Origin of the sequence: uncultured Microscilla sp., from assembly GCF_947493425.1 — a bacterium.
Classification (GTDB): domain Bacteria; phylum Bacteroidota; class Bacteroidia; order Cytophagales; family Microscillaceae; genus Microscilla.
This window is the reverse complement of sequence record NZ_CANLRP010000178.1, coordinates 1-17,139: the sequence shown is the minus strand read 5'-3', so window position 1 is coordinate 17,139 and position 17,139 is coordinate 1. Positions and strand designations below refer to the sequence as shown.

The following is a 17,139-nucleotide window of genomic DNA, read 5'->3' as shown; positions in this document are numbered from 1 at the left end:
TTTTTTTGGTTCGTTTTTTTAGCTAAAGAAAATCCGTGATCCTCCGAGAGCAAGCTCGGAGTTGTGAACCGAACTTGATTCGGGGAAATGAACGGATGCCTGAGGTACACGAAATTCGGCTTTATCCTGCAACTTGGCAGATCAACGTCCATTTTTATGTTGTAAAACCAGCAAAAAAGACAAGAAACGCCTAGTATAAAAAAGTATTTTTAATCTACAATGGGTTAGTCTTCTGTAACCAGTGTGCCTTTGTTTACAAACTTAAAAGCATCGACATAGCCCTTAATTACCGTGTGTACATTAATTTCGTTTTGTATAATGCTCAATGAGTTTTGCCCCATCACCTTAATTTTGTCTGGGTCGGAAAGCAATACCCGGATTTGCTGGGTAAGGTCATCTACATTGTCGTTTTCGAAAAATCTGCCATTATAGTCTTCTCTTACAAGTTTTTTCTCGGTACCATCGCACTCTGAGCAAATCACCGCCTTGTCGAAGCACATGGCATCGTTGATACTTAAGCCACCCACACCCGCCAGTACATATACACTGGAGTCGAGCAGGTACCTGCCCAGCTCTTTGGTTTCGTGAATAGGTCCCGTAAAGGTAGTATTTGCCTCAAGCCCGGCTTCTTTTACCTGAGCCTTTAGGTTGTCTTCTTCAGGGCCTCCTCCCACTATTACCAGCTCTATTTCAGAAAACTCAGGCTTTAAACGCCTTACTGCTTCCACAAGCAAGTGTACCTTTTTCCATTTAACCAAACGCCCTACATGAATAAGGCGGTAAGGGTTAGGAGCAAGCAATGGAGGCTCTTTGAGCAACTGTTCTCTTACATTCAGAATATAGTCGGTATCGGGCGAATTATAAATAATATGGATACGTTCTTTTGGTACCCCATAGCTTTCGAATATTTCGTATGCTTCTTCTATATAATCTACGTGAGCATCTACCCAGTTGAAATATTTTTTGCGCAAGTATGCCAAAAACTTAAACTTAAGATAAAACAACAGCCCGGAGGTTTTTTTCTGGTCATCTTCCAGGTTTTCGTCTACAAAGCCCTTGCCTGATGCATAATATTTGATGGTATCCTGGTATTTGGGCATCTTATAAGGAATGTCCTTATGAATAAGCTTTATATTTTGTTTTTTGAGTAGCTTTCGCAGACCAGGGCTGAAAAAAAAGCCCAAAAAGTAAGGCCAGCCAATCACTATAGCTTGGGGCTGTTCTTCTTTAATAGTTTGCTTGATGTCTTTAAAAAACGGTTTCTTGTAAAAAGCTTTGTATTCTTTTAGACGAATTACCTTAAAGTTGATTCCTTTATTAGTTTCGTACACCCCTTTGCCTAGGCTTTGCCCATCTTTTTTGGGTACTATGACAGATATTTCCAATTCAGGAATATCGTTGAGCTTGTTTAGTATTTTATTGTAATAATGAGGCAGCCCTCCAAACAGGAATAATATTTTCATAAAAAGATTAAAATTAATTTATATATCCAAGCAGTTGCCGGGGCGATAAAATATGGTTGAGCAACTGTTATGTGCTACAATAGGAAGCATACCCCAAAAGCTGATATGCTTGAACCCTTTTGCTTTGAGTAAATCGAACGATTCTTGGTAGGCATCGCGCTCAGAGTTATCGAGTATAAGCACGCCGTCGTTGGTAAGCCACTCAATGCTTTGTTTGACCGATTTGTTACGTTTACGACCATCAACCACAATCAGGTGATACAGCATATTATTTTGGGCGACTGCTCTTTCATAACTTTCACCATCTTTGAGGGTTTTAAACAGCACACTAGCGTTGTCAGGGAGCTGTCCCTTTATTTTGTCAAACCATGTTTTGTTGTGTTCTACTGAAGTTACCTTTTGCGTAAGTTGGGCATACCAGCGGGTAGAGTTGCCACAACCATACTCAAACACATTCAGGTTTTTGTTGAGGCGTGGCTCCAGAAATTTGATAAACGAATAAGTATACCAGGGCAAAGGTTGATTGTTTTTGTCAACTGCCTGTTTTTTTTTAAAACTCACAAACCACCCATCATCTTTTAAACCGCTTTGTAGGTGTAAATGCACCGTTCCACCAATGCCCAGTACATTGAGTATTTTCCAGACAAATTGTTTTATAACTTTCATTGTATATATAAATAATAGAGACTTATGATGTTCGTGTTTATTTTGACGACCGTCAAACCTGCAAAATTTATCCCGCAGAGAACTGGCATAGTTCGTTTTCTTAAGAGTATGTTTAAAAATCATAATCTGGGTTAAAAAAGTGTCCCCGAATACAAGTTCGGGACTTACAGTTTTTACGCGCTGACTTTGTTGATTTTTGCGTCAATAGCTATTCACTTAAAAATACGCCTCGCCAGCACAAAAAACTCATCATTTTTAACTCCGAAGACAAAATTTAAACATACTCTAATTCCGATATGCATCGCATTGGTCAGGGCTTAAAATTCCGCCTGTAAAAACCAGCTTCAAGTTGTGTTGAATCACAATTTTTATGGAATCGCTCAAAACTCTTTGCTCGTTTTTATGCCACTTTTTACGAATATTAGCCCCAGTGGGGCGAAACCTTGGTAGAAAAAATAAACGAAACGGGACACGGCTCCGTAGGAGTTGCGCCTAAAAGAGTCGTTTTTGATGATTTTGACGGTATTTTAAGTGTTCGTAAAATTAAGCTTTGACGCATGCGATATGCATCGGAATTGTAAACTAACTCTGTTCAATTTTTAAAATTCATCAGAAAACAAAACACACTTAAATACTCTATTTACCTATTTAAGAGCAAGTGTACTAGTCTACAGCTATGCTGTGGTGAGCTCTGCGAAGCTAATGTGGTAGGAATTTAGTTCCTAGTGCACTAGTGATGAAGAAACCCACAAAAATCCAGTACCAGGGCCTTTGACTCAGGCAACTGATCCTTTAAAAAATTAAACTTTTGATGAGCCACCAAAAACACAATAATATCAGCTTTTTGCATGGCAGTGCTTGTCGAGGTAAGTGTTTTACTCTCTGACAATGTTTCTATGTTGGGCTCTACCAACAAAATATCTGATTCGGTGTTTTGCAGCGTTTCGGCAATGTATTTGGCAGGTGACTCTCTCAAATCGTCGATATTGGGCTTAAAAGCAAGCCCCATGCAGGCAATTACAGGCTTATGTTTATGATCAAGCTCGAACTGCAAAGCTGCATTTTTTATTTTTTCGATGACCCATTCGGTCTTATAATTATTAATGTTTCGTGCCTGAGCAATTATTTGAGCCTCTTTGGGGTAAGCGTTTACGATAAACCAGGGGTCAACCGCAATACAATGCCCACCCACACCCGGACCAGGCTGTAAAATGTTAACCCTTGGGTGACGGTTTGCGAGCTCTATAAGCTCCCAAACATTAATTTGAGCTTGTTCACAAATCATGGATAACTCATTGGCGAAAGCAATATTTACATCACGTGAAGAATTTTCTACCAGTTTGCACATTTCGGCAGTACGGGCATTGGTTCTGTGCAGAGTACCTTTTACAAACAACTGATAAAACTTACAAGCTTTAAGGGTTGATTCTTCGTCTATTCCCCCAATTACTCGGTCGTTTCTTTCCAGTTCATAAATAATTTTACCTGGCAGTACCCTTTCTGGGCAATAGGCAAAGTAGATTTTACTGGCAAGTTCGGGGCGTTTTGCCTTAATAAACTCAAACATTTTTTCGGTAGTACCTACTGGGCTGGTTGATTCTATAATTACAAGGTCGCCTTCTTTGAGCAAAGGAGTGATATTTTTGATCACTGCTTTTATATAAGACAAATCGGGCACATGATTGTCCTTAAAAGGAGTAGGCACTGCAATAAGGTAAACATCTGCCGGGGTAGCTTTAGTGCTGGCTTTTAGGTAGCCCTTTTCTACTGTATACTTTACCAAACCCTCCAGGTCGGGTTCTATAATATGTATTTCACCCTTGTTTACTGTTTCTATTACTTGTGCGTTAATATCAACACCTGTGACTTGTATTTTTCGACTGGCAATAAGGGCGGCAGTAGGCAAACCAATATAACCCAAGCCCATCATGGCTACTTGTACACTTTTATCCATTAATTTTCTCTTCTATTGTTAATAAAATGTCGAGCACCTGTTTGCTGGTTGTGCCGTCTCCATAAGGATTTACCGCCTGAGACATGGCCTGATAATGACTAGTATCTGACAAAAGTTTTTGAGTTTCTGCTACAATTACCTCATGATTGGTGCCTACCAGTTTGGCAGTGCCTGCTTCTATACCTTCTACTCTTTCGGTTACATCACGCATCACCAGTACTGGTTTGCCCAAAGCTGGAGCTTCTTCCTGAATACCTCCCGAGTCGGTCAGTACCATGTACGACTGGTTCAAGAGCCATATCAAGTCGGCATAGTTGAGGGGTTCGGTCAGGTGAATGTTTTTAACTCCAGAAAGTGTTTGATTTACTATACTTCTCACGTTGGGGTTGAGGTGTACCGGGTATACTATTTCGACATCGGGGTATTTTTGGGCAATTTCGAGAATAGCATTGGTCAAATTCTGAAAAGGTTCGCCAAAGCTTTCGCGTCGGTGTCCGGTGACCAGTATAACCCTTTTGTCGAAATTAATGAGAGAAAAAAGTGCGGAGTGTTGGGGTGAGGGAGTATTTTTTAAAATGTCCAAACCCAGAAACAATGCGTCCGTTACGGTATTGCCTACCACAAAAATATTGTCTTTATATCCTTCTGCCTCGAGGTTATTTTTTGCTTTAATGGTAGGAGCAAAGTGATAATCAGCTATTTTCCCGGTAAGTCCCCGATTTATTTCTTCCGGAAAGGGAGAGTATTTGTTAAAGCTTCGAAGCCCAGCTTCTATGTGGGCAACTTTTATTTTTTTATAAAAAGCTGCCAGGGCTCCAACAAAACAAGTGGTAGTATCGCCCTGTACAAACACTAAATCGGGCTTTTCGGTGTCTAACACACTTTCCAGTCCTTTGAGGGCTTTGGCAGTAATATCAAATAATGTTTGATTGGGCGACATCAGGTTGAGGTCATAGTCTGGAGTAATATTAAAAAACTCAAGTACCTGATCCAACATTTCCCGGTGCTGGGCAGTAATGCATATCTTAGTGTTGATGGTAGCATGTTTTTTAAACTCATGAATCAGAGGAGCCATTTTGATTGCCTCAGGTCGTGTTCCAAAAATAAATAATACTTTCATTAAAAAAGATCCTGAAAAGTTATCACAATAATCCACAGTGGCTAGTCTACAATGTGGGAAAACTTAAGGCGCTGTTTTATGGAGCCTTGGTTTATAGTTGCCATATTTAGAAATCCCGCATAGTGAATCTCAATGTATCAGTTCAAAATAGAATTTGGTTTGAATGACTACCTTGTTGAAAAAACTGTGGAGTATTGTGGTTAAGAATGCGCAAATATATAAACAAAGACTGTAGATTACACTATTGCGGTCAATTTGTATAAGCATAGCTAGGTGAGTAGCATTTAAATTTAAAACAGCGGGTGTTCCAAATATTTTTTGCTTGTATTGAGATAGTGCCCTTGCGTTGATATTACGAGCTTTAGCTTGATAATTAGAGCCAATTTGGTGATAATTGCATTTTGATTGAGCATTAACTTCATAAGTAAATGGGTATTGTGAAAAAGCTGTTACCTGGCTTTATTTATAAATTTCTCAATGAGTTTAGGAGAGATTATATAGGTGAATCTATGAGAACTTTCTCAGGAGAAGGAGAGGATATAACCCTGCGAAGAATATTCCAGCATCTGAACACTGGATTTTATGTCGATGTGGGTGCTTGCCATCCAAGAATATCGTCCAATACGCATTATTTTTATAAAAGAGGTTGGAAAGGGCTAAACATTGATGCTAACCCGCTGAGTATTAAAAAATATAACAAATTGCGTAAAAGAGACATCAACGTCAATTATGGTGTTTCGAACAGTAATGATACCTTAGACTTTTATTTGTTTGAGGAACCAGGCATCAATACTTTTTCGAGAGAGGTTTACGAAGATAAGATAAAATTTCCAGGGGTGAAGCTGATAGAGAAAATGCCGGTAAAAACTGCACCACTGGCAGAAATACTGGATAAAAATCTGCCCGAAGGACAAGTTATAAATTTTATGGATGTAGATGTAGAAGGGTTGGATTTTGAGGTGCTTCAGTCAAATAACTGGGACAAATACATCCCGGAAATTTTGCTGGTAGAAGAATTATCAAGAGGAAAAGATTTGGACGAATTGCCTATTTATCAGTTTTTGCGGAAAAGAGGTTACCGAATGATCGCAAAAACCTATAGTACTTTTATTTTTCTACATAGAGATGTAACCCGTTATAAAGATTTTATAAATTAAACTGACTTGAGTTATAGAAAGCTTGCCTGCCGTGTAATTTAAGGCATTATTTGCTCTGCCCTACTATTTTTTTGTTCCGATTTTGTGCCTCACCACTGAGTTTTACAAGTCTTTAAATACCAATGTATGTATTTAAAGACTTATACCTGCCTGAGCCATTGTTTTTATCAGGTTATTGACAATATTACTCACCACTGAGACATTTTTAAGAAACAAGAAACCCTCCTTTGTTTTGATCATCCCTTGTATTGCCAATTACTCAAACAAAAGTATTGAAGATATATTTTTTATGTGCTGTTTTTATGTAGGAAGAATAAGAAGGAATAGTTATTTATTTTATGGAAAAATATCCATTTGGATGAACTACGACACCCTCTACTCCGTCGGCAAAAGCCTTTGGAGCTACTTTTCTAATGATATTCAGACTGGCATTGATGTCTGCATTAATTTTGATTCCTTTAGCTGAAACAAACAACCCTCTCTTTACTCTTTTACCCTTATATTTTCGGTGTTTTTTGACGGGTTCTTTGTCTAAGGAACGGTGTCAAAATAAATTTACATTCTTAACCTCATCTTTTTTGGACATGCTTCGTTAAAAAAACTTGCCATAGCTATGGCTATGCCGCGTTTTTTGACCTCGTCTGACCAAAAAATATTTCCTTAAACTATAGAACTTTATTTTTGCATCGTTCCTAAGAAACTGCACTTGCTTGTGTAACTTTCTTCATTTACTTTCACCTTTATTCCTTCCAATTCGGCTTTATAAGTAAGCATTTCAATGAATCTTGCATGTGGAACAGCTACAAAATTTTGGTTATTTTGCCTTCCCAGGTTAATGGAATCCTTCCATCCATCATTTTTGCCAATTACAAGCGTTCCAATTTTTTGCTCCACAAGCTGATGGATGATTATACGACTGGCTTTGTGCAAGTAATCATCCATTTTGCAATTTCGCTTTTGAATGAGTTTTTGAATTTTCTTTGAGCTAAATTGTCCCTTTGGGAGTAGTGATTGTAAAGATGCCTTTTTCTTATTGAAATATTGGTTGATAGATTTTAGAGGTCTGCCATTCATAAAAAAGGGAACAAATCCCTGCTTATTGGAAGTTACAGCCGCCAAATTGTTCAACCCGAGGTCAATTCCGGCAATATATTTTTTGTTTAAATCCTTTCCTGATTTTACTTTTCGTTCATAAACCACTTCAATCACATAACAAGTTGCTTTTGGGACAATCCTTACCTGAGCAATGTTACTCTTTTCGCTGCTAATGGCAGTTTTTCTTTGGTATGTGGGTTTGGTCTTTGTCGGGAAAACAATATTTGTTCCCGAAAGCTGTATTTTTTGTTCTTTCAAAGGAGCTTTATGTATTGCTTGTATAGTGTAGCAAAGCAAATTACGCCCTTTAGTTTTGTGTTTGTACTTGGGAATTTTTGGACGTGCCTTAAACTTTTTCGGGTTTTTTCTATAAGCTTTAACACCTTTGAAAAAGCTCTCAAAGTTTGTGCATAGACCTTTTAGCACCCATTGACTTACTTTAGCTGGCAGTTGCACATAATCATGTTGCCTGGAATCCTGAAATTGTTTCTGAAGAGCAGTATAATTTAAAAAATTACCTGTGTTGAAAAAGTGTTGCCGAATTGCATAAAGTCCAGCATTGTAAAGGTTTTTGGACAAAAAAGCCTTTTCATCAACCTCTACAAACAAAGGGTGACCTTTAGAAATGATATGTTTTTCAACAAGCTGCATTAGGCATTATCTTCTTCTCTTTTTAACTCTGCTATAATTTTCTCAGTTTTGCGTTTGCTCCGCCTTAATCCATATAGTCTGGCACAAAAACTTGTAACCAGGCTGACAAAGTCTTCCATTAAGTCAGCTTTGTCATCAGTCATGTCATTAATCATCTCTACTTTTTTGCCTTGTTTTTCAAGAAGAATATTGATGTAATTCATCCCAAACCTCGAAAAACGATCTTTGTGCTCCACCAAAACAATATTCCAATCATCCGATTTTAAAACTTTTTCTAATTGGGGACGAGTGTCATTCAAACCACTGCCTATTTCCTTGACTTCTTTTGAAATTTTATATCCCTTTGCCGCAGCATAATCACGAAGCCGATTTAATTGAGAATTCAGGTTGCTTTTATTTTCTGAACTTGAAACGCGGGCATAAAGCACTACAACAGCTTCTTTTGCTTCCTGTTTCTGGTCAAGCTCTATAATTATTGTGCCAGTAGGCAATTGATAACCCTTAAGTAAACCCTTTTTCCAATGGTTGTGTGCAGTCCTGTAAGTAACTCCAATCTTTTTAGCATATTCCGACAATTTCATGAAAATAAATATACACAATAGTCTATAGTATTTAGTCCGTAGTCCATAGCTGATTCGAGTAAATGTTTACCTTATTAAGCCTTGTAAACCGAGCCTGTAGCTCTGCTACGGCGAGCTCAACGAAGTTAATCAGTAGTTTATACTAAAATTATTTACCTACTTTATTTTTAAAAGGGTTTCAGCTTTAGGTCTACGCCGTGCAATTAAATAGTTTTGCAAATCATAACCTACTGATAACCGAGCCTGTAGCTCTGCTACGGCGAGCTCAACAAAGTTAATCAATAGTCAACTTTGGCTAAAATCACTGCGGAGTATTGTATACAATATTTTAACCTATATTTTTCCGTATTTTTATTGATGTTATTTAATACCTGAAAATATTGAAGCTTGCTCTGGTATTTTTTTATATTTGTTTATCTACGACAAAAATAGGCTTACCTACCCTATGTTTGTAGCATAAGCGCAGGCTGAAGGTATTGTTCGAGTAGAGCTACCCTTAGGTAACAATGAATAAAAACTTTGAAACAATGCACTGGTGCCATATACTAACAATCTCTCACTTAATTGAACTTGAATGATGAAAATGTTAAAAAAAGTGGTAATAATAAATATACTCGTGTTTTTTATACAAGTATGTACCACCCAAAACAGTCAGGCACCCAGCAAAGCCACCTTTAAAAGCTTTGATGTAAGCTATGCTTCCGCTGGAGTAGATGTTTCGAAAGAAGAAAACGTATCGTTTAAAAATGGCACTAATATCAAAGTGCCAGTCAATGCTTTTGTAGACGCCAGTGGTACTACTGTAAAAGGAAAGGTTGATATTGAGTACCGGGAGTTGAAAAATGCCTCTGAGATTGTTGCAAGTGGTATTCCTACCAACTATGCCAATGATAAGAAACAACAGTTTGAAACGGAAGGAGTGATAGAAGTACGAGCCAAAAGTAATGGTAAACAAGTGTATTTGGCAAAAAATAAAACTATAGAAGTAAAGTTGCCTAAAGAAGTAGCTGCTGGGCAAAACCTGTATTATTTGGAAGAAGGCGGTGGCAAAAGTAGTTCGCTGTTGCATAGTCCTTTTATATCGCAGGCACACGCCCAATCCGACAATGACAAACGCCGTTGGGTATTGGTACATCAAGGCATTACCAGCTCCGGAGGAACACCCCCTGCTAACCAGGCCGACACTACCCCTATAACGAATATCCGCAAAAAAAAAGGTTTTAAGCTAAAACTTAACCTGGCAGCTTCGCCCGAACTGGCAAAGTATAGAAACACCCGCTGGGCATTTGCCGGAAAAAACGAGGCACAAAACCCTACTACTGAGGCTAATCAATGGGTATTGAATGAAACCTGGGACAGAATGGAGTTGGTACAAGCCTTATTTGCTCCCAATGTAGTGCTCAAAGGTCACCAAAAGGCAGTAGCTACGGCAGTTTTTTCGCCCAATGGGAGTTATCTGGTGACCGCATCAAGCGATAAAACAGCGAAGGTTTGGTCGGTTACTGGTCGTTTGATTGCCACATTACGTGGACACAAAGATTTTATCAGAACTGCAGTTTTTTCTAAGAACAACCAATACATTGTGACGGCTTCGGGCGACAATACAGCTAAAATATGGTCTACCCGTGGACAACTACTACATACCCTGAGTGGACACACAAACAGTGTTTATTCAGCAAGCTTTTCGCCCGATGGAAAAAAAGTCATCACGGGGTCGGAAGATGGTACAGCGAAAATATGGTCATTTGATGGAAAGTTACTCAAAACCCTGACAGGACACCGCAAAGCAGTGTATTCTACTGAGTTTTCGCCTAATGGCAAGTATGTATTGACCGCCTCGGCAGATAAAACAGCCAAGGTGTGGTCCTTGGATGGTAAGATCATTCGTGACCTCAAACGTCATCGTCGAGCTATTTTCTCAGCGAGGTTTTCACCCAACGGCTCTAAAATAGTAACAGCTTCGGCAGATCGTACGGCACGCATTTGGTCATTTGCAGGCAAGCAATTACACCGCCTCAAAGGACATCGCAAGGCGGTATATGCGGCTACATTTTCGCCCAATGGACAATATATTCTGACCGCATCGGAAGATAACACAGCCAAACTTTGGGATGTACAAGGTACTAAAGTATCTACCCTAAAAAGTGAGAACAGCCCCTTTTCTTATGCAGTTTTTTCGCCTAATGGACGCTACATTCTCACAGCGTCGAAAGATAATACTGCCAAACTGTGGACTAAACCCGACCTGGCGGCTAATACGCCTTATCAACTGGAGTTGTCTAATAACCAAAAGGTTTTTCAAACCACCATTAAGATTTTACCTGCTACCACTCAGGAAACCGCCAGTGTAGAAAGAGGCGACACCAGCAATACTGATGTTGTGACTACCCCTATACAAAAAAGCACTGAGGAAGTGGTTGTAACAGGCAAAACCATTAAAGTAAATAGGTGTGGTTATTATAGCTTTGCCCGTCCTATACGTGATAAAAACACAATTACAATGAGGGCTCAGTTTAAAGTAGATGGCAAAAAACTGAACAATGCCACCATTTATCTTATAAGTGGCAAAAATGACAAGGTAGTCACTAAATTTGGCAAATACGAGTGGCGTAACTTCAGGTTTAATCCTGGCGAACGTAACCAGATTTTGGCTATCTTGCCCGATGATCGGGTGGCTACACTTGGTCGCAAAGACTTCAGAAAAATACCTGTACAACAAATAATAAAAAACAAAAAATATGTTTTTGACTTGAGCAAAAAATCTAAAGTCAAGTCTCTCAAGGTGTTAAAACAATTGTTACAATAAGTTTGTTCATTTAACTTTGCCCCTGATAAGCCTATGTGTTTTTGGGCATGCTAATTCATTATTTGGGTGATAACATTATTAGTTTTAACCCATTCATTTGAATCATACAACTATGGATATTATCATTATTACCGGTCCTCCCTATTCGGGCAAAGGTACCCAGTGTCAGTTTTTGAAAGATACATTCAACCTTGCTCACGTGTCAACAGGAGACCGAATAAGAGAAGAAAAGGAAAATAAAACTGAAGTAGGCAAGCTTATGAGCGAGTATGCCGACCGCGGCGAATTGGTGCCCGATGAGGTAATGAAAAATCTTTTTGGTAATGTTATAGATGAAAACTTAAGCAAAGCCGGAATCATACTGGACGGTTACCCCCGCACCAAACCACAAGTAGACACCTTGCTGGAGTTGGCAAGTGAAAAAAATACGCCTATTACCCATGTGCTCAATATAGAAGTGCCTACTGAAGAACTGCTCAAACGAGCAAAAAAGCGGGCAGCAACTTCTGACCGGGAAGACGACAAAAACGAGCAAACTCATCTCAAACGTATCAAGGTTTTTGAAGAGTCAACCAAGCCCGCCATTGAGTATTTGAAAAGTAAAGTAAATGTATTGAACATCAATGGTTTAGGTGATATTAAAGGCATTACCGAAACTATTTCTAATCACTTGGCTAGTAAGGCTTAAACACTTTGTTAAATACTTTCACCTAAAAAAGCTCGATTCAGACAATGTCTGGGTCGGGCTTTTGGTTTGTCATGAGGTTTATAGTAAGCGTCAAAATTTGACAAGTTTTTAATCAGCAAAGTTGCTTAAAATCTTATCATTTCGAATGATCAGGTGCCTAACCAATACACTGTATAAGTTCTAAGCTCAGCCCTGTTTTAGGTAGCCTTCCTACAAGTGAAAAAAAAATAAAAAGTAATGAACAAAAAAATACTGAACCTTGCCATTCCCAACATTATCAGCAACGTATCAGTGCCACTGTTAAGCATGGTAGACCTGATGCTGATGGGACACTTGGAGTCTGAAGCTTATATTGGGGCGGTAGCTTTGGGTGGTATGATCTTTAATTTCATATTTTGGGGGTTGGGTTTCTTGCGTATGGGTACTACCGGCTTTACCGCCCAGTCCTTGGGCAATCGCAGGCTTGACGAATCTGTCATGACCCTGGTACGCGCTTTGGCGGTAGCTATGTTGGCAGCATTGATCATTTTGTTGTTGCAGGCACCCCTTGCTCATGTAAGTTTTATGCTTATTCAAGGCAGTACCGAAGTAGAACACATTGCCCGCTCTTACTTTTATATTCGCATCTATGCAGCTCCGGCCGCGTTAGGCTTATATGCATTGAATGGGTGGTTTTTGGGTATGCAAAACGCTAAAGCACCTTTGTTTATCAGTGTACTGGTAAACGTGGCCAATATTGGACTCAACTATTTACTGGTGGTACGTTGGGGGATGAAAGCCGAGGGAGTAGCCTTGGGTACTGTCATGGCTCAGTATATGGGCTTTTTGGCAGCCATAGGCATTTTTGCCTGGCGTTACCGCAAACTATTTAAATATATTGTGTTGAAAAAGGCCTTTCAAAAAGCCGATTTATGGGTGTTTTTTAAGGTCAATAACGATATTTTTATTCGCACATTGGCACTTATCTCTACCTTTTCATTCTTTTATGCCGAGTCGGCTAAGTACGGTGACCAAATGCTGGCGGTTAACTCACTTTTGATGCAGTTTTTATCATTGATGGCTTATGGAGTAGATGGGTTTGCTTTTGCCGCAGAATCGCTGGTAGGCAAGGCTATAGGCGCTAAAGATGGCACTTTATTACATAAAAGTATCCGATATATTTTTCGTTGGGGCATTGGGTTAGCGGGGCTATTTTCATTTACTTATTGGCTGGCTGGTGAGGCTGTTCTAGGCATCATGACCGACAAAACCCAAGTAATTGTGCTGGCAAGTGAGTTTATGCCTTGGGTGGTATTGGCACCACTGGTCAATGCTTTTTGCTTTATCTGGGATGGCATTTATATAGGAGCTACTGCTTCTAAGGCAATGCGTAATACCACCATCATTGCTACCTTTGCAGTGTTCTTGCCAGCATACTTTAGCACCCAACATTGGTGGCAAAATCACGGTTTGTGGTTTGCTTTTACCTTGTTTATGGCAACTAGGGGCATTGGGCTTGCCTGGCTTGCCAAACGGTATATTCGTATATATTAGTTCTATTTCGTTTGCCTTTGTTCGGTCAATGGCTTGCTTTGCGCCAATTTGTAATTCGTAATTCCCTCACTCGTAATTTAAAAATACCTAAGGTTATTCAAAAAAGTTATACCTTTGTACATGTTAAATCGTGACATGTGATCTTAAAGCATGTTTTTGCCCCAAAATTATGTTTGGGTGGGCGACAAAAAGCGCTTAGGCAAAGAAAAATATTTAAAATATGGCGATAATCAACGACATTTCAAGAACATTCAACGAGTTCCTACTCATTCCAGGACTCACAAAAAAAGAGCATACTCCCGACAATATCGACTTGTCTACTCCTTTGGTAAAGTTTAAAAAAGGAGAAGAAAGCGCACTTAAGCTCAACATACCTTTTGTATCAGCTATTATGCAAGCCGTATCAGACGATAACCTGGCCATAGCTTTGGCAAAAAACGGGGGGCTATCGTTTATATTTGGTTCACAGCCTATAGAGTTGCAAGCTGCTATGATCTCACGGGTAAAATCGCACAAAGCTGGTTTTGTTAAGAGTCGTGCCAACCTTACCCCTGATTCTACCATTCAGGATGCTGTAGATTTGAAAGAAAAAAGTGGTTTTTCAACCTTTGGTGTCACTATCGATGGAAGCTCTAACGGCAAACTATTAGGAGTAGTGACTGGGCGCGACTTTCACCCGGAACGAACCCCCCGTGAGGGCAAAATAGCCGACTACATGACTCCTATCGACAAACTGATTGTAGGTCAGTTGGGCGTTTCGCTTACCGAAGCCAACGAAATTATTTGGGACAAAAAACTGAACAGTTTACCTATTATCGACAACGAAGGAAACCTGGATAGTTTTGTATTTCGCAAAGACTATGACTCGCATAAATTACACCCTTATGAGTTGCTCGATGACCATAAGAAGTTTTTGGTAGGTGCCGGTATCAATACCAGAGACTACAAAGAAAGAGTACCTAAGTTGCTCGAAGCTGGAGCCGATGTATTGTGTATCGACTCTTCGGATGGATACTCTGAATGGCAATATGACACCATTCGCTATGTAAAAGATACTTTTGGCGACTCAGTAAAAATAGGTGCTGGAAACATTGTAGACAAAGAAGGGTTTAACTACTTGGCAGATGCCGGAGCCGACTTTATCAAGGTGGGTATTGGCGGAGGTTCTATTTGCATTACCCGTGAGCAAAAAGGGATCGGGCGTGGGCAGGCTACATCTGTGATTGAGGTGGCAAAGGCACGTGATGAGTATTTTGAAAAAACGGGTATATATATTCCTATCTGCACGGATGGAGGTACTGTGCAAGACTACCACATGGTATTGGCAATGGCTATGGGTGCTGATTTTATTATGATGGGAAGGTACTTTGCCCGTTTTGACGAAAGCCCTACCAAAAAGGTGAAAATTGAAGGCAATTACTTCAAAGAATATTGGGGCGAAGGCTCTAACCGGGCGCGTAACTGGCAACGTTACGACTCAGGAGGCAATAGTTCGCTCAAGTTTGAGGAGGGTGTAGATAGCTACGTACCTTATGCTGGAAAACTAAAAGATAATATGGATCGCACCATTGCCAAAATCAAGTCTACCATGTGCAGCTGTGGTTGTGCCAACTTGGACGAAATGAAACGTAACGCCAAAATCACGTTGGTGTCGTCTACCAGCATTATAGAGGGTGGCGCACACGATGTAGTAGTGAAGAGCGAAAAAACGAATGCTACCTGATAAAGTTTGAAAATCAGTAAAATCAAAAAGCTATGCTCGATATAAGACGAGCATAGCTTTTGTTGGTTTTGACAATATAGCTTTGTATGATCAAATTTTCCGAGCACCAATTATAGCTTGATGCCCATGAGTAAAATATCATCACGTTGTTCGGTATCTACCATAAACTCGTCCAATGCTTGCTCAAGCAATTGCTGTTGTTCAGCCAAGGGAAGTGCCCTATTTTGGGCAAGTAATTCGCGTAAGCGCCTGCCGCTAAACTTCTTGCGTTTTGTATTATTTTGATCAGCAAAACCATCAGAGCCAAGGTATAACACGGTTCCTTTGTCCAATAACAATTGTTGACTGGTAATGTTTCTGCCTTCTACATAGTCAATGCCTATCGAGACATTGCTACCTTTGACAACCTGGAGCTGGTCATTTTCGGGGACAGCATACCATAGTGGGCGTTTGGCTCCGGCAAAATGTACCGTTACTTGGTGGTCGTGTGAGCGTTCTATAGTCACCATAGCCACATCCATGCCGTGTTGTTTGCCAGTTTGTTCTTGTTTGAGCGCGTTGCGTAGTTCTTGGCGCAGGGTTTCCAATATTTGGGCGGGATTAGTTTTTTGTTGGGCATAAATAATATCATTGAGCAATGCATAGCCAATCAAACTCATAAAGGCCCCTGGTACCCCGTGCCCAGTACAGTCAATGGCCGCTGCTATAGTAACATTGCCCACCTGCTCGATATAATAAAAGTCACCCGATACCACATCTCTTGGCCGAAAAAGCACAAAATGTTCCCCAATCAAAGTTTGTAGCCGATCTTCAAAAGGCAAAATCGCTGCCTGAATAGTTTCAGCTGATTTAATACTTTGGGTAATCTGGTAATTTTGTTTATTAAGTGCCTTGTTAGACATTTCGATGGCGTCTCGTTGTGCCATAATTTCTTCACTCTGCTGAAAAAGCTCTTCATTTTGAGCAATAATTTCATTGCTCTTTTGCTGCAAGGCCTCGTTTTGAGTGGTGATTTCTTCACTTTTTTGTTGTAACACCTCGTGTTGTGCTTCTATCTTTTCTTTTTGTTTTACTACCTCTTGGGTGCGCTCTGCTACTTTTTGCTCCAGCATTGCTTTTTGTTGACGCAAACGCATCGTATATATTTTGATTCCCCCATATAACACAAGCAAGGCTGCTGCTACATACAACACCCTTGCCCACCAGGTACGGTACCAAGGTGGCAATACTTTAAAATTATAAGTGGCCACTACGCTTTCTACGCCATAAATATTGCGTGATTTCACCTTAAATACATAATTGCCTTCCGGCAAATTGGTGTATTCTTTCTGGGTTTTATTAGTCCACTTAGACCAATCGTTTTTATAGCCTGCCAATTGATAACTATACTGGGTTTTGTCGGTAAAATTAAAATACAAGGCAGCATAGTCAAAGGTAAGTGAGTTGTGAGTATAAGGCAATGTGGAGGCAGTAGCGGTTTGATAGCCCGCATACAATACCGAATCGTTATTGGTGACTACCTTACGTATATTTACTTTAAAACTTTGTTGTATACTTGACCGATGGTTTCCATCATAGCGTACTAAACCCTCATCAGTCGAAATCCAAAAAATACCATTAGGTTCTATATTAGACTTCTTGCGAAAATATTAATATTGGTTAAAAAGTTATCTTTGTAGCATGAAAGCTTCAAAATATGCTG

At 39.7% G+C, this 17,139-nt stretch carries 12 protein-coding genes; 5 read left to right on the top strand and 7 right to left on the bottom strand.

From position 1 onward, the window contains the following. Positions 1-224: 224 nt before the first annotated feature. From Q0954_RS28000 to wecB, 4 genes are all read right to left on the bottom strand, one after another. Entirely contained in the window at positions 225-1,463 is a 1,239-nt protein-coding gene (locus tag Q0954_RS28000) for a glycosyltransferase (protein ID WP_299463158.1), read from the bottom strand. Between the two features lie 18 nt (positions 1,464-1,481). Further along, positions 1,482-2,129, bottom strand: a complete 648-nt coding sequence (locus Q0954_RS27995; protein WP_299463155.1) for an FkbM family methyltransferase — start codon at positions 2,127-2,129, stop codon at positions 1,482-1,484. A 730-nt stretch (positions 2,130-2,859) separates the two neighbouring features. Beyond that, positions 2,860-4,083: a UDP-N-acetyl-D-mannosamine dehydrogenase gene (gene wecC, locus Q0954_RS27990; protein ID WP_299463152.1), complete on the bottom strand. Its 1,224-nt coding sequence runs from the start codon at positions 4,081-4,083 to the stop codon at positions 2,860-2,862. Further along, positions 4,076-5,203 carry a non-hydrolyzing UDP-N-acetylglucosamine 2-epimerase gene (gene wecB / locus Q0954_RS27985; RefSeq protein WP_299463150.1) on the bottom strand — a complete coding sequence of 376 codons (1,128 nt, stop codon included), beginning with the start codon at positions 5,201-5,203 and terminating at the stop codon, positions 4,076-4,078. Before wecB ends, wecC begins: the two co-directional genes overlap by 8 nt. Before the next feature lie 437 nt (positions 5,204-5,640). Here wecB and Q0954_RS27980 point away from each other — a divergent pair, with 437 nt between their 5' ends. Further along, complete coding sequence (locus tag Q0954_RS27980) at positions 5,641-6,360, top strand: FkbM family methyltransferase (protein WP_299463147.1); 720 nt, start codon at positions 5,641-5,643, stop codon at positions 6,358-6,360. 675 nt (positions 6,361-7,035) lie between these two features. Here the strand turns inward: Q0954_RS27980 and Q0954_RS27975 are convergent. Next, positions 7,036-8,106 carry a transposase gene (locus Q0954_RS27975; RefSeq protein WP_299463145.1) on the bottom strand — a complete coding sequence of 357 codons (1,071 nt, stop codon included), beginning with the start codon at positions 8,104-8,106 and terminating at the stop codon, positions 7,036-7,038. Next, positions 8,106-8,681 (bottom strand): IS607 family transposase, encoded by a 576-nt coding sequence (locus tag Q0954_RS27970; RefSeq protein ID WP_299463161.1) that lies wholly within the window; start codon positions 8,679-8,681, stop codon positions 8,106-8,108. Before Q0954_RS27970 ends, Q0954_RS27975 begins: the two co-directional genes overlap by 1 nt. A 580-nt stretch (positions 8,682-9,261) precedes the next feature. On the opposite strand from Q0954_RS27970, the gene Q0954_RS27965 reads away from it, so the two are divergent. The 4 genes from Q0954_RS27965 to Q0954_RS27950 all read left to right on the top strand — a co-directional run bounded on the left by Q0954_RS27965 (position 9,262) and on the right by Q0954_RS27950 (position 15,437). Further along, positions 9,262-11,493 carry a WD40 repeat domain-containing protein gene (locus Q0954_RS27965; protein ID WP_299463142.1) on the top strand — a complete coding sequence of 744 codons (2,232 nt, stop codon included), beginning with the start codon at positions 9,262-9,264 and terminating at the stop codon, positions 11,491-11,493. A 112-nt stretch (positions 11,494-11,605) separates the two neighbouring features. Next, the gene (locus Q0954_RS27960) at positions 11,606-12,181 is read left to right on the top strand and encodes a nucleoside monophosphate kinase (protein WP_299463139.1); all 576 of its coding nucleotides are present in this window, start codon (positions 11,606-11,608) and stop codon (positions 12,179-12,181) included. A 237-nt stretch (positions 12,182-12,418) separates the two neighbouring features. Further along, on the top strand, positions 12,419-13,714 hold the full coding sequence (locus Q0954_RS27955) for an MATE family efflux transporter (RefSeq protein ID WP_299463136.1): 1,296 nt from the start codon (positions 12,419-12,421) through the stop codon (positions 13,712-13,714). Between the two features lie 220 nt (positions 13,715-13,934). Beyond that, complete coding sequence (locus Q0954_RS27950) at positions 13,935-15,437, top strand: IMP dehydrogenase (RefSeq protein WP_299463133.1); 1,503 nt, start codon at positions 13,935-13,937, stop codon at positions 15,435-15,437. Between the two features lie 110 nt (positions 15,438-15,547). Here Q0954_RS27950 and Q0954_RS27945 read toward each other — a convergent pair whose 3' ends face one another. Then, positions 15,548-16,933: a SpoIIE family protein phosphatase gene (locus Q0954_RS27945; protein ID WP_299463130.1), complete on the bottom strand. Its 1,386-nt coding sequence runs from the start codon at positions 16,931-16,933 to the stop codon at positions 15,548-15,550. Positions 16,934-17,139 lie beyond the last annotated feature (206 nt).

Bases quoted from the DNA above. Each gene is read 5' to 3' on its own strand.
- Q0954_RS28000 (WP_299463158.1), bottom strand. From the start codon at position 1,463: ATGAAAATATTATTCCTGTTTGGAGGGCTGCCTCATTATTACAATAAA.
- Q0954_RS27995 (WP_299463155.1), bottom strand. From the start codon at position 2,129: ATGAAAGTTATAAAACAATTTGTCTGGAAAATACTCAATGTACTGGGC.
- wecC (WP_299463152.1), bottom strand. From the start codon at position 4,083: ATGGATAAAAGTGTACAAGTAGCCATGATGGGCTTGGGTTATATTGGT.
- wecB (WP_299463150.1), bottom strand. From the start codon at position 5,203: ATGAAAGTATTATTTATTTTTGGAACACGACCTGAGGCAATCAAAATG.
- Q0954_RS27975 (WP_299463145.1), bottom strand. From the start codon at position 8,106: ATGCAGCTTGTTGAAAAACATATCATTTCTAAAGGTCACCCTTTGTTT.
- Q0954_RS27965 (WP_299463142.1), top strand. From the start codon at position 9,262: ATGATGAAAATGTTAAAAAAAGTGGTAATAATAAATATACTCGTGTTT.
- Q0954_RS27960 (WP_299463139.1), top strand. From the start codon at position 11,606: ATGGATATTATCATTATTACCGGTCCTCCCTATTCGGGCAAAGGTACC.
- Q0954_RS27955 (WP_299463136.1), top strand. From the start codon at position 12,419: ATGAACAAAAAAATACTGAACCTTGCCATTCCCAACATTATCAGCAAC.
- Q0954_RS27950 (WP_299463133.1), top strand. From the start codon at position 13,935: ATGGCGATAATCAACGACATTTCAAGAACATTCAACGAGTTCCTACTC.